Raw genomic sequence first — 22,580 nt, 5'->3', positions numbered from 1 at the left:
ATCATTACTATGAAAACCTATACACCATACCGTGATATCCGAAAAGAGGCGCTCATCTTTGGCCTTCCGGTGTATCTTTTTGCCCTGCAAATGATTGCCGTGATCGTGGGCCTGCTTGCCATCATCTTTGCCTTCGGATGGATGAGTATTTTGATCGGGTGCAGTGGTAACTTTCTACTGTACCTGATGCTCATCAATTTGAAAAAACTGACTGCACATATTCAGGTTTTTCAGGTGTTTCCAAAGCACATCAGTACCAAACAAATCAAGCCTAATCATTTTATGATCCGAACTTATGAATCTGTATAAATATCCTCCGATCGCCAGTTGCACGGGCAATGCTATGTTTTTGGCCAATGGCAATTTTTGCCTGGCCTATAAGGTGGTGCTTCCAGAAGTATACTCCCTTGCCGAAGCAGATTTTGACCAGCTTCATACTTGCTGGTTTCAGGCCATTAAAGGCCTGCCCGTGGGAACGATTATTCATAAACAGGATGTGTACCTGAAAAAAGCCTATACTGCTGAAGATCTTCCAAAGGACTCGTTCCTGCAAAAGGCGACGCATCGGTATTTTAAAGGAAGACAGTACCTAAATCATCAATGCCTGTTATTCTTTAGCCTGCCAAAGAATAATAAATTGGCAAAATCCGCTTATATCAACCCTTTTGCAAAACTTTCTAAAAATAAGCTGGACCAATCCAATAAGGAATGGAAGGTGTTTGAACGTCAGGTTAACGATGTGGTGGGCTATCTCAATCAGACCGCTAAAATTCAGGTTATAAAAATGACTTCACCAGCTGTTGCTAAGTTTAGTCGGGATTTTTGGAATGGGTTTATTGATGACCATGATACCGATATACAGCTGTCATCAAATGATCTCCTTATGGGAAATCAATACGTCCAAACTATGGTGCTACAACATGAATCCTGTTTTCAGGATGAACTGAAAACTTCACGTCCCCATGCGGAATTTACAGCGGATGATTTTAGTTTTTATCAGGGCTTTATGGATGGTTTTGGATTACAACTTTACGAACATCATATCGTAAACCAAATGCTATGGATCGAGGATACTAAAAAATGGCAAGGCCAGCTGGAAAAACAAATTGAATCGCTGAAAAAAAGCGCCAATTTCGGTTCCCAGAACCTGATTACCTGCGAAAAACTCCAACAGGTACTTGATCAAATTGTACGTGATGAACAATCGCGACTGGTACGGGGACAGTTTAATGTAATGTACTGGCACATAGAAAAAGAACAATTAAAAGAAATCGCTGGTAAGATTATGGCAGAATGCAAACAACTGGATATTCGACCTTATATGCCTTCCGGGGAAGCATTGGCGCATTATGTGTTCAATAGTTATTTTGGATTTACCTCTAATTTCGGAGCAGAGGATACCTATGTTACCGATCTTAAACATGCACTATGCCTTTGGATGCATACCGGCAACTATATCTCAGATGCTACTGGTGTAATCTTTAATGAACGCCAATATAACCTACCCGTGAAAAAGGATGTTTGGGATGAATCTAAAAAACGAATTAAAGCAAGAAATTTTGCCATTTTTGCGCCCACCGGAGAAGGGAAATCCTTTCTGGCCAATAATATCCTGCGGCAGTATTTTGAGGAAAGAATCCGTTTGGTTATTATCGATTTGGGAGGATCCTATGCGAAATTTGCTAAGCTTTATCCCCAGGAGCATCTAATATTACGTTATGAACCCGGAAAATCTTTAGGGATCAATCCGTTTTATTGTGAGAGTGGTATACCTTCGCCGGAACTTCTGGAAGAACTTAGTATTTTCTTATTAGAGTTGACGGCTTTCGATACCAATTCAAAAGCCCAAAGTGTGAGCCTTAAAAACTGGTTAAGACACTATTATAAGTCTACAAGTGCTCCCTATAACTTACAGGCATTCTATGATTTTCTATTCGATCTTGATTCCGGTACCTACGGGAAAGATAATGCTGTAAGTCCCAACCCTATACTTCGGGATGTTCAATCAGGGATAGACAGCATTTTTTTGGATCGTAAACGCTTTCTGCATATTCTCTCTGAATATGTTGGCAGTGGGATCTATAGCTATTTGTTTCAATCGGGAGTTCAAAATTATCGTTTGGAAGATAAACGATTGATCATATTTGAGTTGGATGAAGTTCGGGATAATAAAGAAATTCTGGGCATCATGCTAAAACTCATCAAAACAGCCGTACAGGGTTCCATCTGGAGTCAGCGGGAAGAAAAAGGAATTATCCTTTTTGATGAGTTTGCTAAACAATTGAAATTCCCCAATGTTCTGGAAAGTGTGGAATTCTATTACCAGGCTATCCGAAAGCAAAATGGCGCCATAGGCATTATCCTGCAGTCCATAAATCAATTGCCTGCTAATAGCACGGCAGCAAGCATTCTGGAAAATACACAGGTGATCTATAGCCTGCGCAATGAAAAAGGCTATGAGGAGTTGGTGCATCGTTTAAAACTTTCTTCTCATGATCATAATCAGCTAAAATCCATCACCAACAACCTGAGTGGAAAACGAAAGTACACGGAAGTATTTATAAAGATCGGAAAAGAAAGTAATGTGTACCGCCTGGAAGTTCCCCCGGAAGCCTATGCGGCTTATTTAACCGATGGAAAAGAAAATGAAGCAATTCTCAGAAATTATCAGGAGAATGGAGATATGCAAAAGGCTATTCAGGAGTTTCTATCGCCCTAATATCAAGAAACCAAATTCTATATAGTGCGCTGCCTTCTTTTCCTGATTTGATGTAATGCTATGCCTGTGTATCCAAACTACTACTGGTATTGAATATTTTAATTTTTAACCAAACTGCTATGAAAACTGTAACCCGTCAAGCTTTGTGGAATTACTATATTAGACTGGACATAGAGTTGAATGAATATTATTACAAGTTGTTACTTAGCAATTATGAGACGTAAAGCCAAACACTACACTTTGTTAGTCATGCCTTCAGCCCAAACGAGGCTTTGATCCTAAAGATTAATAATAGCGTATATATTTCCTTTAGTACAGGCTTCAGAAAAATTATTAATACGAATCATCCATTTATTTTTCAATTTTATAATTGTAAAAGGTTTTATGGACTAAGCTCAACATTTGGATTGGCCAGGCATGAGCATAATATCACCGGTATTAGCAACCATTTTAGTTTTTTCCCAAAGATTACTTTCTACCATTGAGGTATAGATAGAAAGAAAAATTTATGAAATCGATTGCATAAATTTTTAGAATTTTATTGCTATCTATATAAATGAACTCTTTTGATGATTTAATAATATATTATTTTTTATAGTTTAAAATTATTTTTTATCAGTAAAAGATGGTTTTATTTGATAATTAATTTTTAAATTATTAAACTTGTAGTCATTAAAACTATTAGTTGCGCTTGTAAATCCATTTATTTTTCAATTATTAAAGCAATCGATTTCGTGATTCTAACCATTTAAAATTTTTATTATGGGGAAATATTTATTAAAATTTAATTTTCTGATGCTTTTGTTTTTCTGTCAGTTAGGTCTTGCACAGGATGGCAATGTAACAGTATCTGGAATAGTTGAAGACAATGCTGGTCCGCTACCCGGTGTGAACGTTATTGTGAAAGGGACAACGCAGGGTGTTACCACAGATTTTGATGGTAAATATGTGCTTGAAGATGTACCTAAAGGATCTGTACTTGTATTTAGCTACTTAAGTTATAAAACACAGGAAATTCCGTTGAATTCCAGGACTGAAATTAATGTTACTATGGAATCTGATACGCAATCGTTAGAGGACGTTGTGGTAGTAGGATATGGTACTCAAAATCGTTCAGAAGTTACAGGGGCAATTTCATCTATTGATTCCGAAGAAATTGCCAGTGTGCCGGTGACCACGGCAGATCAGGCTTTACAGGGTAGAGCTCCGGGAGTAAACGTCGTAAATAGTGGAGCCCCGGGGAATTCTCCTGTAGTGAGTATTAGAGGTTTGGGAACTCCTAATAATAATTCTCCTTTATATGTTATTGATGGTATTATTGCTTCTGGTATGGGAGATTTAAATCCTAATGATATCGAGAATATTCAGGTATTAAAAGATGCTGCTACCACAGCGGTGTATGGGTCTAAAGGCTCTAATGGGGTGGTTTTGATTACGACCAAAAAAGGTAGAGGTACTGAAAAAGCCTCCCTTAATTTTGACGCCTATTCTGGGGTTAATTTTATAACTTCTCGTTACGACCTGTTAAATACTCAACAGTATATACAATATTTGGACGAATTAGATGCTACACCTCCAAGGGTTTCAGATTCTCAATATGCAGATTTTATAAATAATGATACAGATTGGCAAGATGAAATTTTTAGAGCCGGTCTTATGCAGAGCTATAATATAGCGCTTTCTGGAGGGAACGAAAATAGCAACTATCGGTTTTCCGGAGGTTATCTAGAGCAGGAAGGTGCTATGATTGAAACAGGATATGAAAGATTCAATTTTAGAGCCAACAGTAATTTCACTTTTGGGAATTTAACCATAGGAGAAACATTAGGTGTTTCTTTCGATGAACAAAACCCTGAAAGGGATAGTGGAGGGCGTTCTATTATAGAACATGCTATTAAAATTTCTCCTTATTTACCTGTTTATAATCCAGATAATTTAGGAGGCTTTCAGGGACCCAGTAGTTCTATTGATGGCCAGGATGCAGAAAACCCGGTACGGGTTCAAACCTTAGGGAACGCTAGTAACAGCTCTGTAAACATTATAGGAAGCCTTTTTGCAGAATATGAGTTTTTCGATAAAATAAAGTTTAAATCTCAGGTAGGTCTCGATTACAGTAACTTTAAAAATACCAACTTTATTCCTTCTTATAACGATGATGAAACATCTACAAATAGTACTCCGTATGCGCAGATAACTAAGAATACAGGAATATATCAATCCTTAACCTATACCAATAGCTTAACCTATAAAGATTCTTTTTTAGAAAACCATAATATTGAATTTCTATTACTGTCTGAGCAGCAAACGATAAAAAATGAGTCTATCAATGCCAGTAGTAGAAATGAAATTTCAGATGAAGTAGAACAATTGTCTTTAGAAGGGGCTAATCTTGGTTCAAGCTCTTCAGAGTATGTGCGTATCGGTTACCTGGGAAGGTTAAACTATAATTACGATAAGAAGTATCTCCTTGCATTCTCGCTTAGAAGAGATGCATCTTCAAGATTTGGAAAAAGTAACAGATGGGGATGGTTTACCTCTGTATCTGCCGGGTGGAACCTGGGTAGAGAGCGTTTTATGGATGGTTCTATATTCAATAACTTAAAACTTCGCGGTAGCTGGGGAACTACCGGGAACGATAATATTGGTGATTATCGATATAGTTCTACTTTACTTACCAATTTTATCTATCCAATTGCCGGTAGTCCGGTTCAGGGAACTACAGCGAATGGTTTGGGAAATGCTGATTTAAAATGGGAAGAAACTGAGATGAGAAATGTAGGTTTAGATGTAGGAATTAATAACAATCAGTTTACACTTTCCTTCGAATATTATAATAACAAAAGTGATGATCTTTTAATTGATCGTCCATTAGCATACTCTTTAGGTTATAATGATCCGGTTATTACTGAAAATGTTGGCTCTGTTAAAACTCATGGTTTAGAAGCCAACTTAGGGTATAATGATTATGATGGTGATTTTACATGGTCTGCTAATCTTAATTTTGGAACTAGTAAAAATGAAGTGATATCGCTTGGTGGAGTTCCTGCAATACCGGGAGCCAATTTTGAAGGAGAATTTGTATCACGAATATCTGTAGGGGAGCCGCTATTTTATTTTTATGGATATAAAACTGACGGAATATACCAGACACAAGAGGAAATTGATGAAGTATTAACGGCTAATCCAAACCAAACCGCTGTTAAGCCTGGTGATGTTCGTTATGTCGATCTAAATAATGATGGCCAAATTAATTCCGACGATAAAATGAAAATAGGAAATCCATATCCTGATTTTACTTATGGATTTAATTTTAGTGCGAATTATAAAAACTTTGACTTGAATTTATTTGTAAATGGTTCGATAGGTAATGATGTATTTAACACCAATATTTACGATTTAGAAGGAATGACAAGAACATTTAATGCCGGCACCCAGGTATTAAATAGGTGGACTGGTCCGGGTACCTCCAATAGTATTCCCAGAGCACTAGGAGCCACTCAAAACACGAACGCTTCAGATCGATATGTTGAAGACGGTTCCTACTCCAGATTAAGAAACTTAGTAATAGGATATTCTTTTCCTTCAGAATTATTCAATGATACATTTTCAAAATTTAGAGTCTATTTAAGTGGGCAGAATTTGTTGACCTTAACAGATTATTCTGGCCTTGATCCAGAAATTGGACGTATTTCACTTAATAATGGAGCAGCAAGAGACAATTTTGAGCTTGGTATAGACCGCGGTAATTACCCTCAACCAAAATCTGTTCAAATTGGTCTTCAAGTTGCATTTTAAAAATTAAAGTTATGATGAAAACATATAAAATTACAGTAATATTTATTTCTGTTTTATTTTGGATTTCTTGTGATACAGACCAATTAGAGCAGAACAATCCGACACAACTTTCTCCTGAAACATTTTTTAAGAATGAAGCGCAGGTAAGGGCCTCAGTAAATGCAGTATATGCCAGTCTTCAAACTATCGGTTCATATAGTAGAAATTATTACTATATGATGGATAATATGGCTCATGATAATGCAGCTAATATACAGCAGGAGGCCAATAAAATTATATTCTTGGATTTTTCTTTTGATGCTAGTTCAGAATTGGTGAGAGCGTTTTGGGATAGTGAATTTAGAGGAGTTAATAAAGCCAATTTTGTAATTGCCAACTCAGATAGAATTAATGAAATTCCAAATTCACTTTTAAGTCAGGAAATGAAAGATAAATACATAGGCGAAGCCAAATTTCTTCGTGCGTTATATTATTTCAATTTAGTGACAAGATTTGGAGATGTACCGTTAATTACCACTATTCCAGAGGAAGGTAAGGGATTTCCAAGAACGGCTGCAGAAGAAGTCTATGCACAAATTATCACCGATTTAAAGGATGCTTCCCAGACCTTGTTGCCCAAAGCTGAAGAAGAAAACGGAAGAGCTACCCGCGGTGCAGCCTATGCATTACTTGGAAAGGTATATTTATATCGTGAAAATTATGCAGAGGCCATGCAGGCTTTTGAAAATGTATATGGGAATTATGCATTAGCCGATAATTATTATGACAATTTTAAAGCAGAAACAGAACATGGTCCCGAGGCGATTTTTGCGGTTGAGTATGATGAGTCTATGCCCAACGGTGCTTTTTGGAATTCTGATGTAAATGGTGAAGGAGGAAACGAATCAAGTTTGAGAGGTCAGTCTTATGGTTTGTTTGATTGGTTTAATGCATATCCATCGGATGAATTGAGGGCTGAATTTGAAGAAAACGATCCTCGTTTTGATGAAAGTTTTTATGTTGTGGGAGATACTTATGCCGGTGGTCTTATTGAGGAGATCCCACTAGATAGACCTGCAGGTTGGAGGAAATATCAAAATTATTATAAAAGAACCAATGAAAATCTACAATCTGGTATCAATATGAATGTAATTCGATATGCCGATGTATTATTGATGATGGCTGAAGCGAGTAACGAGCTGGGAAATCAGGATCAGGCAATAGATTATATTAATGAGGTAAGAGATCGTGTAGATATGCCATTGTTAGCAGATGGACTTAGTCAGGAAGAAGTTTTTGATGCTATAGTCCATGAAAGAAGAGTAGAATTGGCTGGAGAGCAAGTACGTTTTCCGGATTTGGTAAGATGGGGTCTAGCAGAACAGGAATTAAGCCAATACGGCTATCAGGAAGGTATCCATAACCTTTTCCCTATCCCTGAAGTTGAATTAAATACGAACGATAATATTAACAGTGGAGACCAGAATAATGGTTACTAATAAATAAACAGGCAGGTTTTGAAGTCCTAAACTTCTAGAAGTAGCTATAGAATAAGTCGAGAATAATTTACTCTTTAAGGTGTCGTCGATCTAATATATTGATACTGGACTCTGGTGATTAATACTACTAAGACCTTTATAAACTGTATTCTTAAAATGTAACAGGCTTGAAAGTTATTGTTACATGAGGGCATTTATTTTTATACCTAATCCATTAATTTAGTTTTTATACTCAACATATATTTTTGAAAGAAGAAAGGATATCTAATATTTCTAGTACTAGCGATATTTGCTTTACTAAAAGTAATTAGTAGATATTCAAAATTTTTACAGCATTTAATCATAAGATGTCCCTTGTTCTTGGATGGATTTTAAAGTAAACAGTTGTTTCCCTAATGGATGAATCATTAACCCTTACAAAGCTATCGTCGATTTTGAATCTGTCGAAAGCCACCATTTCTAAATCCCTCAATGATAGTGATGAAATAAGTGTTACCATAAAAGAAAGGGTAAGAAAAATGGCCGCAACTTATAATTATAGCCCAAACGAAAATGCATACGGTTTAAGCCCTCAGCGAAGGAGAACTATAGGTGTTATTCTCCCAAAAATAACAAGGACATTTTATGTAAAAGCCTTAGAAGCTATAACGGCTCAATCCAACAAATTGAGTTATACTGTAATAGCTCTTTTCTCGGAAGAATCTCAAGAATTGGAAAAACAAAATGTGGAATACCTGATTCAGAAAAGAATAGATGGAATTATTATAGTTCCAACTATTGAGACGCAGATTTACAAAAAAACAGATCATCTAAAACAAATTTTAAATAAGAATATACCTTTAATTATTTTCGACCGAATTATCCCAGAAATGGATTGTGACCAGTTAGATATAAATAATTCATTCTTAACAGAAAGGGCAACTTTAGATTTAATTAGGTCGGGAAAAACTAATACTTTGTTTATAACCAGAGGCCGGGGAACAGCTTTAGATGAGTTGAAAAAGCAAGGTTATCTAAAGGCTATAAAGCAGAACAGAGTCCAAAGTCATTTCTTAGAATTCCATAAGGAGGATTATCACAAGACGTTTAAGACTAAAATTGAGTCCTTAAATATTAACGGAATTATACTTTCTGATGAATCATTAACTCATCAAGTCTATCAAAGTGTTTTGAAGTGGGGCTATAGAATTCCGGAGGACATTACAATTATTGGATTTAGTAGTAGGATCCAGCAAGAATGTTCTCTGAACAGGGTACTCACAATCGATCAAGATACATCGGTGTATGGTAAAAAAGCAGTCAATTTATTGTTTCATCGGATGGAAAAAAGTTTTGTAAATCAAGATTTTCAGATTTATAAAATGTGATACTATTTAAGGGGACTATTTATGAAGAGAGATATGAGGTATAAATACTGGATTTCTGCAATTATTATAATTTATGGGATATCAAAAACTTATTCTTATCAAAACTCTCTCATGACATTAAATTACAATGAGCCTGCTAAAGTTTGGGAGGAAGCGTTGCCGGTGGGGAATGGCCGTTTGGGAGCAATGATTTTTGGCAGAACATCTACCGAGACTATTCAATTAAATGAAGAAACTGTTTGGGCCGGGGAGCCCGGAAATAATGTGGTGACGCTTAGTAAGGAGCACCTGCAGGAAATCAGGCAGACCATTTTTAAAGAAGACTATCAGAAGGGGCAGCAGTTAGCAGATAAATACCTTTTTAAAAATGATAATAACAGTGGAATGAGCTACCAGACGGTAGGCAATCTAATTCTTAATTTCCCTAAGTCAGATGCTGTTCAGGACTATCATCGCGATTTAGATATCAGTAAAGCCCTTAGCGCGGTTACTTATAAAATTGGTGACGTTAAATATAAGCGCCGTATCATCTCCTCTTTTACAGACGACGTGATCATGCTAGAGCTCACAGCTAGCAAACCAGGCGCCATCTCTTTTGAAATGGGACTGGAAAGTCCGCAAAAAAAACACGCCGTTAGGATTAAAAATGATGCCGTGTGGCTTTCGGGTACTTCCTCAGATCAGGAAAATAAAAAGGGGAAAGTAAAATTTATTGCAATCGCAAAACCTAAAATCGAAGGGGGAAAAATTGTAGCCACAGATAATAGCTTAAAAATCACAGGAGCTAACCGTGCCACAATCTACATTTCTATCGCTACTAATTTTAAAAACTATAAAGATCTTTCGGAAGATGCAGAAAGCAAGGCCCTTAGATTATTAAACTCGGCGTATAAAAATGAATTTGATAAGTCTCTAAAGACCCACATTGCCAGGTATGAGGAATACTTTAACAGGGTACAACTCGATTTGGGAACTTCAGAAGCTATAAAGAAGCCAACGAACATTCGGCTTCAGGAATTTAATGAAAATCACGATCCGCAGCTTATCGCGCTATATTTTCAGTTTGGGCGCTATCTTTTAATTTCTAGCTCGTTACCTGGGACACAACCTGCCACTCTTCAGGGGATCTGGAATAAAGAAATCAATGCCCCCTGGGACAGTAAATACACGGTAAATATCAATACCGAAATGAATTACTGGCCTGCAGAGGTGACTAACCTTTCAGAAATGCATAAACCCCTTTTTGGTTTAATTAAGGATATTTCTGAAACCGGGAACGAGTCGGCTGAAAAAATGTATCATGCCCGGGGATGGAACATGCACCACAATACTGATATCTGGAGAATTTCCGGAGTTGTAGATCCGCCTTTTTATGGGTTATGGCCACATGGTGGAGGTTGGCTGAGTCAGCACTTATGGCAACATTATTTGTTTACAGGTGATACCGAATTTTTAAAAGAAGTCTATCCTGTTTTAGAAGGCGCCGCATTATTTTACAAAGATATCCTACAACAGGAACCCATTAATAAATGGATGGTGGTTAATCCTTCTAACTCTCCCGAAAATGGACATCCTGAAGGTACAAGTCTGGCTGCAGGGACGACCATGGGAAACCAGATAGTGTATGATGTTTTTTCAAACATTCTGGAAGCTTCCCTAATTTTAAATAAGGATAAAAAATTTACCGACAGTATTAAAAATACGATTCCAAATCTTCCCCCTATGCACATTGGTAGGTGGGGACAATTACAGGAATGGATGAAAGACTGGGATCGGCAGGACGATAAACATCGTCATGTTTCGCATTTATACGGACTTTTTCCTTCTAATCTTATTTCTCCTTATCGTACTCCAAAATTATTTGTAGCCGCGAAAAATTCTTTACTGGCTCGGGGTGACGAATCTACCGGATGGTCTATGGGTTGGAAAGTGAATTTATGGGCGCGTCTTTTGGACGGTGACCATGCGCTGGCACTTATTCACGATCAGTTAACGCCAAGCAGGCAGGCAGACCATGGTGAGCATGGAGGAACGTATCCCAATCTTTTCGATGCGCATCCACCATTTCAGATCGATGGAAATTTTGGGTGCACTGCAGGAATTGCCGAAATGCTGTTACAAAGTCAGGATGGCGCGGTTCATATTTTACCGGCGCTTCCTTCTACATGGAATAAAGGAGAAGTAAAAGGATTAAAAGCCAGGGGTAATTTTGAAATCGATATCGCCTGGGAGGAAAACAAACCAGTTAAAGTGAAGATCATTTCAGCCATCGGTGGAAATTGTAGATTACGTTCCTATTATCCGCTTTCCGGTGATGGATTAAAAAAAGCTACCGGTATAAATCCTAATCCGCTTTTTAAACTTCCCCAGACTAAAGAGCCACTCATCTCTTCAGAAGCAACTATAAAAGCTCCTGAATTACAAGCGGTCTATGAGTATGATCTGGCGACTGAAGCAGGAAAAGAATATATCATAAAACTTGCGAACAATGAATAATATTAGACTAAAAACTAGTCTTGTTTTTGTAGCTTTTATGCTTATTGGGATGTTGGTTTCTGCCCAGCAAAAGCCTTATCAAAATCCTAATTTAAGTCCGGAAGAACGTGCCGAAGATTTAGTGAACCGATTAACATTAGAAGAGAAAGCCTCTTTGATGTTTGATGTTTCTGAAGCAATTCCCCGTTTAGGAATTAAAAAGTTTAACTGGTGGAGTGAAGCTTTACATGGTTTTGCCAATAACGATGATGTTACGGTTTTTCCCGAGCCGGTAGGGATGGCAGCATCTTTTGATGATAAACTGGTGTATCAGGTTTTTGATGCAACTTCAGATGAAGTCCGTGCTAAATACCACGAAGCACTGCGTAACGGAGAAGAGAATAAACGTTTCCTGAGCCTTTCGGTGTGGACACCCAATGTCAACATTTTTAGAGACCCGCGTTGGGGACGCGGGCAGGAAACTTATGGCGAAGATCCATACCTGACCTCAAGAATGGGAGTTCAGGTCGTGAAAGGATTACAGGGGCCAGAAGATAGGAAATACAAGAAATTACTGGCTTGTGCTAAACATTATGCGGTCCATTCGGGGCCAGAGTGGAGCCGTCATGAACTTAATCTAAATAACGTATCCCAACGAGATCTCTGGGAAACCTATCTACCGGCTTTTAAAGTGTTGGTAAAGGATGCCAATGTGCGCCAGGTAATGTGCGCTTACCAGCGTTTAGACGATGAGCCCTGTTGCGGCAATGATCAGCTACTTCAGCAAATATTACGGGAAAAATGGGGTTTTGAGCATCTTGTGGTTTCAGATTGTGGTGCCATACAGGATTTTTATACCTCACATAATGTATCATCAGATGCGGTGCACGCCGCAGCAAAAGCTGTTCTGGCCGGTACAGATGTAGAATGCCAGTGGGATAATCATAATTATAAATTATTACCAGAAGCTGTAGAAAAAGGTCTGGTAAAAGAAGAAGATATCAACAGGAGTGTAAAAAGAGTATTGATTGGCCGTTTTGAACTTGGTGAAATGGATCCCGATGAGATTGTTCCTTATGCCCAGATTCCTGCATCGATAATCAATAACGAAGAACACCGTCAGCTGGCTTTAAAAATGGCCAGGGAATCCATGACACTTCTTCAAAATAAAAATAGTATTCTTCCGCTTAGCAAAACTCAGGATAAAATCGCGGTGATAGGACCCAATGCCGATGATGCACCAATGCTTTGGGGAAATTATAACGGTACACCGGTGAGAACGATAACGATATTGGACGGAATTGCTTCAAAAGTTGGGGAAAATAACATTGTTTACAATAAAGCCTGCGACCTGGTAGAAGATAAGGTTACACAAAGTTATTTTTCTAAAATTTCTTATGAGGGAAAACCGGGTTTTAAAGCTACCTATTGGAATACTCCAGATTATAGCGGGGAAGTAGTGGCTACCCACCAAATTGTAAATCCCATAAAACTTACCACCGCGGGGCAACACGAATTTGCATCTGGGGTTAAACTTGAAGGTTTTTCCGGGAAGTTTGTGACAGAATACATTCCCGAAAAAGATCAGGAAATTATTTTCAATTTTGGCGCTACAGGTCATTTTGAACTTTTTGTAAACGGAGAATCCTTAAGTACCTACAATAACTGGCGCACATTGCCTTCTAAACTTCCGTATAAAGTTGAAAAAGGGAAAAAGTATACAATCGAAATTCATTATGCACAGCTAAATAACTGGCAGGCGAATTTAGAATTCAATTTTGGAAAAGAAATTCCCGTAAATTATAAGGATCTTCTTAATAAACTAGAGGGCATTGAAACCGTAATCTTTGTTGGCGGACTTTCAACCAAACTTGAAGGAGAAGAAATGCCTGTTTCCTATCCAGGATTTAAAGGTGGTGACCGTACAGACATAGCACTTCCTTCGGTACAACGAAATTGTTTAAAAGCGCTAAAAGAGGCAGGGAAAAAGGTGGTATTTGTAAATAATTCCGGTTCAGCCATTGGTCTGGTGCCAGAAACCACCACTTGCGATGCTATTTTACAGTCATGGTACGGCGGGGAATCTGGTGGGCAGGCGGTAGCCGATGTGCTTTTTGGGGATTATAATCCTTCAGGAAAATTACCCGTAACTTTTTATAAAGATACCACTCAACTTCCAGATTTTGAAGATTATTCCATGAGCGGGCGTACTTATAGGTTTATGAAAGAGGAACCACTTTTCCCTTTTGGACATGGTCTTAGTTATACCAGTTTCAAAATTGGTAACGGCCAGCTTGAGAAAACCGAAATAGATACTTCTTCATCGGTTAATATTACCATTCCGGTTAGTAATGAAGGGGAAACTGAAGGTGTAGAAATTGTACAGGTATATGTCCATAAACAAGGTCTTGAAGAAGGCCCTATTAAAACCTTAAAAGGATTTAATAGGGTAAATCTAAAGCCAAATGAAACAAAAAATGTAACGATCAACCTGCCATCAAATTCTTTTGAATTTTATGATAACAATGCACAAACCATGAAAGTAATGCCGGGCGTTTATGATATTTTCTACGGAAATTCTTCAGATGACAAACAGCTTAAAAAAACAGAATTAAAAATTCACTAATATGAAAACCAGAATATTTTTACTTTTTTCTCTGTTGCTTCTGGCGTTTAGCGCCAGAGCGCAGGATCCCAATTTTCATATTTACCTGGCTTTTGGCCAGTCTAATATGGAGGGTCACGCCAAAATTGAACCTCAGGATACCCTAGCTATTAGCGAGCGCTTTAAAGTTTTATCGGCAGTAGACTGCCCAGATCTGGATCGTAAAAAAGGAGAATGGTATACGGCCAAACCGCCACTGTGTAGATGTAATACCGGGTTGACTCCAACAGATTATTTTGGTAGGGAGATGGTAGAAAACCTTCCAGATAGTATTAAAGTGGGAATCATAAATGTTGCCGTTGGCGGTTGTAAAATCGAGCTTTTCGATAAAGAAAATTATAAGTCGTATGTAGATTCGGCACCGGGATGGCTTAAGAATATGGTTAAGGAATACGACGGTAACCCTTATAAAAGACTTGTCGAAATGGCTAAAATTGGTCAGAAAAGAGGGGTGATTAAAGGAATCCTTTTGCATCAGGGTGAATCGAATACCGGTGACACACTTTGGCCACAAAAAGTAAAAGGAGTTTATGATAACCTGATTAAAGATCTAAAACTAGATCCCCAAAAAACACCTTTACTGGCCGGTGAAATGGTTAGCAAAGAAGAAGGAGGCTCATGCGCCAGCATGAATGATATTATTGTGAAGCTTCCTGAAGTTATTCCTAACGCCTATGTGGTTTCTTCTGAAGGGTGTACCGCCGTGAACGATCATCTGCATTTTACGGCTGAAGGTTATAGAAAACTGGGAAGACGTTATGCCGAAAAAATGCTGGAGGCCAAAGGTTTTGAAGGACTGGAAAAAGAAGCGCCAAAAGGTTTTGACCAGAAAAGAGACAATATTGCCCACGGAAAGCTGGACAGTATCAGTTATAAATCGAAAACCGTTGGAACTACGCGAAAAGCACTGATTTATACTCCGCCTAATTATTCAGAAAATAAGAAGTATCCGGTGCTTTATTTATTGCACGGTATTGGTGGCGATGAAAAAGAATGGCTACGTGGTGGGAATCCGCAGGTGATTCTCGATAATTTGTATGCTGACGGAAAAGCTGAGCCTATGATCGTAGTGATGCCTAACGGAAGGGCAATGAAAGACGACCGCGCCGTTGGAAATATTTTTGATAGTACCAAAGTTGCTGCTTTTGCCACTTTTGAAAAAGATTTGTTAAAAGATCTTATTCCTTATATAGAAAAGAATTTTCCTGTGAAGAAAGATCGGGAAAACCGGGCGATAGCTGGTCTTTCCATGGGTGGCGGACAAACTTTAAATTTCGGACTTGGTAACCTCGATACTTTTTCGTGGGTAGGCGCTTTTTCTTCCGCGCCAAATACCAAAACGCCAAAAGAACTGGTTCCCAATCCAGACAAAGCCCGCGAAAAATTAAATCTTTTATGGATTTCGTGTGGTAACAACGATAACTTATTGCGCTTTAGCGAGAGAACCCATGAATATCTGGTGAAAAATGATGTACCCCATATCTATTATATCGAACCGGGCGTACATGATTTTAAAGTATGGAAAAACGGACTTTACATGTTTGCCAAAATGATATTTAAACCGGTAGATCAATCAAAATTCAACGATTACAGTCTGTTAGGAAAACCCGCTTCCACCAATGTAGGCAATGCCCAGTATCCGCAGATTTTACCTAATGGGCGTGCAGTTTTTCAGGTAAAAGCTCCAGAAGCCAGAGACGTGAAAGTAGATTTGGGGCGTAAATACGATATGGATAAAAATAAAGACGGGATCTGGAAAGCTACAACAGATTCCCTTACTGAAGGTTTTCATTACTATTCTATTCTTATTGATGATGTTCCCGTGGCCGATCCTAATAGTGAAACTTTTTACGGAATGGGAAGAATGGCCAGCGGGATAGAAGTCCCGTTTGCCGGGGATGAGTATTATGCTTTAAAAAATGTCCCGCATGGCGATGTTAGAATGGAGCAGTATTTCTCGCCGGTATTAAACAGCTGGAGAACTTTTTATGTTTACACCCCACCGGGTTATGATAAAAATACCGATAAAGAATACCCCGCGCTTTATCTATATCATGGCGGTGGTGAAGACGAACGTGGCTGGGCACAACAGGGAAAAACCAATATGATTCTTGATAATCTTATTGCAGAAGGAAAAGCAAAACCTATGCTGGTAATCATGCCAGACGGGAATATGCCGGTTTCAGCCTTTGATGAAAACGGATTGAAAATGTTCGAAAATGAATTACTTAAGGGACTGATCCCTCATGTTCAGGAAGAATATCGCGTTATCGACGATGCAGACGGCAGAGCATTGGCCGGTTTATCGATGGGTGGTATCCAGACACTTTATGCAGGCATCCCAAACACCGATCATTTTTCATCGCTTGGTGTTTTCAGTTCAGGTTGGATTGGCAACAATAACGAGATTGCCGAGGCGCAGTATAGCTATATGAGTGAAAACGCAGATAAGATCAATAAAGATCTTGATCATTTTTATATTTCCGAAGGTGGAGAAGAGGATATCGCCTATAAAAATGGTAAAAAAATGATGTCAAAATTCGATAAAATGAATATCGATTATACTTACAATGAATATCCTGGCGGCCATGCCTGGCCGGTATGGAGACACGATTTATATATGTTTGCCCCTCTTTTATTTAAAAACCAATAAGCAAATTATGAAACATAAGATGTTAGTTTTTGGGGCTATCCTGCTTTGTTATTCCGGCTTCTCACAAAACCCGCAGCAGGAAATTAAAGAAGACTTTAAGCCTTCTTCTAAAAATCAGCCTGGGCAGGAATATCCTCAGGTAAATTCTCAGGGTTATGCCCGTTTCAGAATTGTAGCTCCCGCAGCCGACAGTGTTCGGGTGAGCTTGGGATTAGGCGGCCAGGGAGGTACCAAACTCGAAAAAAACAAAGAAGGAGTCTGGATGGGAACTACGGCAGGACCTATGGACGAAGGTTTCCATTATTATCACGTAAATGTAGACGGAGGTACATTTAACGATCCAGGAGCAAAAAATTATTATGGCTCGGTTCGTTGGGAAAGTGGTATTGAAATTCCCGCGCAGGATCAGGAATTTTATGCTTTAAAAAATGTTCCTCACGGTCGTGTTCAGCAAATTCTTTTTCCATCACCAAGCACCAATACTTCACGTCGCGCTTTTGTGTATACTCCGCCTGGGTATCACGAATATACAGATAAAAAATATCCAGTTTTATACCTACAGCATGGCTGGGGTGAAGATGAGACCGCATGGAGCAAGCAGGGACACGCCAATCTTATCATGGATAACCTTATTGCGGAAGGGAAAACAGCACCTTTCCTAATCGTAATGACATACGGAATGACCAATGAAATTAAATGGGGCGGATTAAAAGACTTTGATATTAAACATTTTCAAACCGTTTTGGTAGATGAACTTATTCCTTATGTAGATCAAAACTTCCGTACCATAGCCGATGAAGAACATCGCGCCATGGCTGGTCTTTCTATGGGCGGCATGGAAACCAAAATGATCACTTTGAACAAACCAGAAGTATTTTCTCATTATGCCCTTTTAAGTGGCGGTACCTATTCACCTGAAGATTTACAAAATCATAAAGATCTGAAACTTGTTTTTATCAGCTGCGGAAGTAAAGAACGTCCCGAAGCAGTTAAAAATTCAGTAGAAGAACTTAAGGCTGCCGGATTTAATGTGGTTAGCTATATTTCTGAAGGTACAGCCCACGAATTCCAAACCTGGCGACGCAGTTTGCATAAACTGGCACCTTTATTATTCAACTAGAAGATATGAATCCAATGCAACTCATAATGGTCATTTTGCTTGCTATTTTTTCTTTATCGGTTTCAGCACAAACTAATGATAAGGTAAAAGAAGATTTTCAAGCATCGTCGGTAAATCAGGTTGGAAGGGAATTTCCGAAAGTAAACGCTGAAGGTCGCGTAAGAGTCAGCATTGAAGCTCCGCAGGCCCATAAAGTGCAACTTGATATTGGCGGGGTAAAATATGACCTCGAAAAGAACGAAGAAGGCGTTTGGACAGGAGAATCTGCTCCGCAAGACGAAGGTTTTCATTATTACCAGCTGAATATCGATGGCGCATCGGTTCCAGATCCCGGTTCAAAATATTATTACGGGGCGGGCCGATGGGGTAGTGGTATTGAAATTCCCGCTCACGATAGGGAGTTTTATGCGATGAAAGATGTAGCACATGGCAGTATTACTGAAAATATTTATTTTTCTGAAATCACTAAGGACTGGCGCCGCAATTTTGTGTACCTGCCACCCGGATATTTTGAAAATTCAGAAGAGCGTTTTCCGGTACTTTATCTTCAGCATGGCAGCTATGAAGATGAAACCGGATGGGCTTCCCAGGGACATACCAATCTAATTCTAGACAATCTTATCGCTTCTGGTAAAGCCAAAAAGATGATTGTAGTTATGGATAATGGCTATGCCTACGAACCGGAAGCAATGCAAATTGCTAAGAATGGCTATCCAAAATCTTCTTTTGAAGAAGTCCTTATCGAAGAGGTTATCCCTAATATCGATAAAAAATTCAGAACAAAATCAAGTAGGGAAGATCGCGCCATTGCTGGACTTTCCATGGGAGCCAATCAGACGATGAGAATCATAATGAATAATTTGGATCTGTTTGCCTACTACGGTGGTTTCAGCGGAACATCAAATTATCCCGGGAATGAAAAAATTGATCCTGAAACATTTCTGAACGGTGCTTTTAACGATGCCATTAAGGTCAATGAAAAGCTCAAAGTACTTTGGCTTGGTCTTGGTACCAGGGAGCCCGAAGTGTTTTTTAAAACTGTAGGCGATTTTAGGGAAATGGCAGAAAAGAAAGGGATCAACTATACGTTTTATGAGTCACCAGAAACGGCACACGAATGGCTTACCTGGCGCAGATGTTTACATCAGTACGCCCAATTATTATTTAAATAAAAGAAATACAAGTACAAAAGTTTATAATTAAATTAATACAAGAACTCGAGAGCATGAAAAAACCATTTAAATCACCATTTTACAAGTACAGCCCCGCACTTATTTTAATGACCTTACTGCTGTTCTCATTTTCAGGAAATAAAAATGATAATGAACCACAACCCAAAAGAGCAACTAACGAACCGGTTTTTTTAAGTGCTACTTACAAAGGTGAGGATGAGGTTTATAAGAAATACCCACTAAAAGAAGGAGAATTCTATAATCCGATACTTCAGGGAACCTATCCAGATCCTGCCATTACCCGCAAAGGAGATGATTATTATATGGTTTGTTCCTCTTTTGCCATGTTCCCGGGGGTGCCGATTTTCCATTCTAATGATCTGGTAAACTGGACACAGATTGGGCACGTATTAGACCGAACTTCCCAGCTGGACGTTCATGATACCGGAATAAGTCAGGGAGTTTATGCACCGGGAATCACTTACAATGAAAATAACGATACTTTTTATATGATTACCACAGCCTTTGCGGGTGGAGCAGGAAATATCGTGGTAAAAACCAAAGATCCTATGAAGGGCTGGAGCGAACCTTACAAACTAAATTTTGCCGGGATCGATCCATCTATTTTCTTTGATGATGATGGTAAAGCGTATGTGGTACACAACGATGCGCCAGAAAAAGCACTTTATCAGGGGCACCGAGTGATTAAAATCTGGGAATACGATGTAGAAAAAGATCAGATCATTGAAGGAACCGATAAGGTCATCGTAAACGGCGGGGTAGATCTTGAAGATAAACCCATCTGGATCGAAGCACCTCATGTCTATAAAAAAGACGGACTTTACTATTTAATGTGTGCTGAAGGTGGAACCGGTGGCTGGCATAGCGAAGTTGTTTTTGTAAGTGACAACCCAAAAGGGCCTTATGAGCCAGCACCAAGTAATCCTATTTTAACGCAACGTTATTTTCCCAAAGACCGTGAGAATATGGTAGACTGGGCTGGGCATGCCGATATTGTTAAAGGACCAAATGATAAATATTACGGTGTTTTTCTTGCCATTCGCCCAAATGAGGCCGGGCAGGTAACTACCGGAAGAGAAACTTTTATTTTACCTGTGGACTGGTCAGGAAAATTTCCGGTTTTTGAAAACGGACTGGTACCTATGGAACCAAAACTTGAAATGCCAGCAGGTGTAGAGAACCACACCGGGAAAGATGGATTTTTCCCTAATGGGAACTTCACTTTTACAGACAATTTCCAGGCAGATACCCTGGATTATCGATGGATAGGCCTACGAGGTCCAAGAGAAGCTTTTATGAAGAAAACTAAAGACGGACTTCAGCTGGAACCTTTCGCGACAGATATTAATGAACTGGCTCCAACGTCTACCTTGTTCCATCGCCAGATGCATAAAAACTTTAGCTTTATGACTAAGATGAAGTACAAACCTAAGTCTGCTGAAGATATGGCCGGAATTACCTGTTACCAGAATGAGCGTTTTAATTATGCCTTCGGGATTACCCGAAAAGACAAGGATTATTACCTGCTTTTGGAAAGAACCGAAAACGGTGAATCTAAAATTATAGCAAGCAAGAAAATTGATCTGGATAATCCTTTTTCTCTAAAAGTACAGGCTAACGGAGATGAGTACGAATTTAGCTATGCGCTTGATGGAGAGCAGTATCAAAACCTGGGTGGGAAAGTATCCGGGGATATCCTTTCTACAGATGTGGCTGGAGGTTTTACAGGTGCGATGGTTGGGCTTTATGCCACTTCTGCCAATGATGCTACACCAAATTAATCTTATATTAAATTGAAAATTTTGAGCATATTGAATAAAGCTGTGACTGTATTTGCTATCATTTTGGTTACTACAGCCACAGCTCAAAAACCAATCGTTCAAACCAAATACACCGCAGATCCTGCACCAATGGTGTATAACGATACTATTTTTCTATATACTTCGCATGACGAAGATGATGCAGAAGGCTTTAAAATGCTGGATTGGCTGTTGTACACCTCTACAGATATGGTAAATTGGACAGAACATGGAGCAGTAGCTTCCCTAAAAGATTTTAGTTGGGCGCCGCAGGATAATGGCGCATGGGCTGTACAGTGCATAGAAAGAGACGGTAAATTCTATCTTTATTGCCCTATGCACGGCAGTGGTATTGGAGTTTTAGTTTCCGATAGTCCTTATGGTCCATTTAAGGACCCCCTGGGAAAACGACTAATTGATACCGATCATATCTGGAATGATATAGATCCTTCTCCGTTTATCGATGACGACGGGCAGGCCTACCTTTACTGGGGAAATCCTGATGTTTATTATGTGAAGTTAAATAAAGATATGATCTCTATTGAAGGAGATGTTATAAAAATCAATTCAAAACCAGATAATTACCAGGAAGGTCCATGGGTGTGGAAACATGGTAAACAATATTATATGGGGTATGCTTCTACCTGTTGCCCAGAAGGTTTAGGTTACGCCATGAGTAACTCGCCCCAAGGCCCCTGGGAATATAAAGGGATGATTATGGATGCAACCGATAAAACACGGGGAAATCATCCCGGGATTATCGAATATAAAGGGAAATCGTATGCATTTGGTCACAGTTATGATATTCTTAAAAGCAAGACTTCAACCTTTTATGAAAGACGTTCTGTAGATGCTGCTGAAATGAAATATAATGAAGATGGAACCATTCGGACGATTCCTTACTGGAATGATAAAGGTCCTGATCAAATAGAAAACCTGAATCCTTTCCGAAGAACAGAAGCAGAAACTATGGCGTGGAGCGAAGGCGTTAAAACTCAAAAAGAACAGGATATGATTTATGTTACCGCGATTAATGATGGCGATTATATTATGGTGGCGGGAGCAGATTTTAAAGATGGAGCCTCAAAATTCAATGTTTCAGCACAGTCTTTTTCAGGAGGAAGCATAGAAATACGTCTTGACTCTAAAGAAGGAAGATTGATAGGAACCAGCAAAATCGATAAAGCAGATGATAGTTACAAAATATATAATTCAGATATAGACAAAGTAGGAGGAATTCACGATATTTTCTTCGTTTTTAAAGGAAAAAGCGGTGAATTATTTCATCTGGATTACGGGGAATTTCAAAAATAAAT

The 22,580-nt window shown here is 38.8% G+C and carries 12 protein-coding genes; all 12 read left to right on the top strand.

All coding sequences use genetic code 11. The features are described 5' to 3' along the window. Positions 1-9 precede the first annotated feature (9 nt). The 12 genes from INR75_RS03340 (at position 10) to INR75_RS03285 (ending at position 22,578) form a co-directional block, all read left to right on the top strand. Entirely contained in the window at positions 10-309 is a 300-nt protein-coding gene (locus INR75_RS03340; RefSeq protein WP_223090765.1) for a hypothetical protein, read from the top strand. After that, positions 296-2,719, top strand: coding sequence for a TraG family conjugative transposon ATPase (locus INR75_RS03335; RefSeq protein WP_223090764.1), 2,424 nt, complete (start codon positions 296-298; stop codon positions 2,717-2,719). Before INR75_RS03340 ends, INR75_RS03335 begins: the two co-directional genes overlap by 14 nt. A 762-nt stretch (positions 2,720-3,481) precedes the next feature. Then, complete coding sequence (locus INR75_RS03330; RefSeq protein WP_223090763.1) at positions 3,482-6,514, top strand: TonB-dependent receptor; 3,033 nt, start codon at positions 3,482-3,484, stop codon at positions 6,512-6,514. 11 nt (positions 6,515-6,525) lie between these two features. Then, a complete protein-coding gene (locus tag INR75_RS03325; RefSeq protein WP_223090762.1) occupies positions 6,526-7,992 on the top strand; it encodes a RagB/SusD family nutrient uptake outer membrane protein in 1,467 nt (488 codons plus the stop codon). A gap of 395 nt (positions 7,993-8,387) precedes the next feature. Next, positions 8,388-9,359 (top strand): LacI family DNA-binding transcriptional regulator, encoded by a 972-nt coding sequence (locus INR75_RS03320; protein WP_223090761.1) that lies wholly within the window; start codon positions 8,388-8,390, stop codon positions 9,357-9,359. A gap of 111 nt (positions 9,360-9,470) precedes the next feature. Next, complete coding sequence (locus INR75_RS03315) at positions 9,471-11,855, top strand: glycoside hydrolase N-terminal domain-containing protein (protein WP_255584628.1); 2,385 nt, start codon at positions 9,471-9,473, stop codon at positions 11,853-11,855. Further along, on the top strand, positions 11,848-14,460 hold the full coding sequence (gene xyl3A / locus INR75_RS03310) for a xylan 1,4-beta-xylosidase (RefSeq protein WP_255584627.1): 2,613 nt from the start codon (positions 11,848-11,850) through the stop codon (positions 14,458-14,460). Before INR75_RS03315 ends, xyl3A begins: the two co-directional genes overlap by 8 nt. A gap of 1 nt (position 14,461) precedes the next feature. Continuing rightward, the gene (locus tag INR75_RS03305; protein WP_223090760.1) at positions 14,462-17,152 is read left to right on the top strand and encodes an alpha/beta hydrolase-fold protein; all 2,691 of its coding nucleotides are present in this window, start codon (positions 14,462-14,464) and stop codon (positions 17,150-17,152) included. Positions 17,153-17,159: 7 nt separating this feature from the next. After that, positions 17,160-18,272, top strand: coding sequence for an alpha/beta hydrolase-fold protein (locus tag INR75_RS03300; RefSeq protein ID WP_255584626.1), 1,113 nt, complete (start codon positions 17,160-17,162; stop codon positions 18,270-18,272). Positions 18,273-18,277: 5 nt separating this feature from the next. Next, entirely contained in the window at positions 18,278-19,444 is a 1,167-nt protein-coding gene (locus tag INR75_RS03295; RefSeq protein WP_223090759.1) for an alpha/beta hydrolase-fold protein, read from the top strand. A 53-nt stretch (positions 19,445-19,497) separates the two neighbouring features. Next, positions 19,498-21,246, top strand: a complete 1,749-nt coding sequence (locus tag INR75_RS03290) for a glycoside hydrolase family 43 protein (RefSeq protein ID WP_223090758.1) — start codon at positions 19,498-19,500, stop codon at positions 21,244-21,246. 21 nt (positions 21,247-21,267) lie between these two features. Then, positions 21,268-22,578 carry a glycoside hydrolase family 43 protein gene (locus INR75_RS03285; protein WP_223090757.1) on the top strand — a complete coding sequence of 437 codons (1,311 nt, stop codon included), beginning with the start codon at positions 21,268-21,270 and terminating at the stop codon, positions 22,576-22,578. Positions 22,579-22,580 lie beyond the last annotated feature (2 nt).

It is taken from the genome of Zunongwangia sp. SCSIO 43204 (assembly GCF_019904275.1).
In the GTDB taxonomy this organism is placed as follows: Bacteria; Bacteroidota; Bacteroidia; order Flavobacteriales; family Flavobacteriaceae; genus Zunongwangia; species Zunongwangia mangrovi.
The sequence above is the reverse complement of the archived record's forward strand: the minus strand, read 5'-3'. Positions and strand labels throughout refer to the sequence as shown.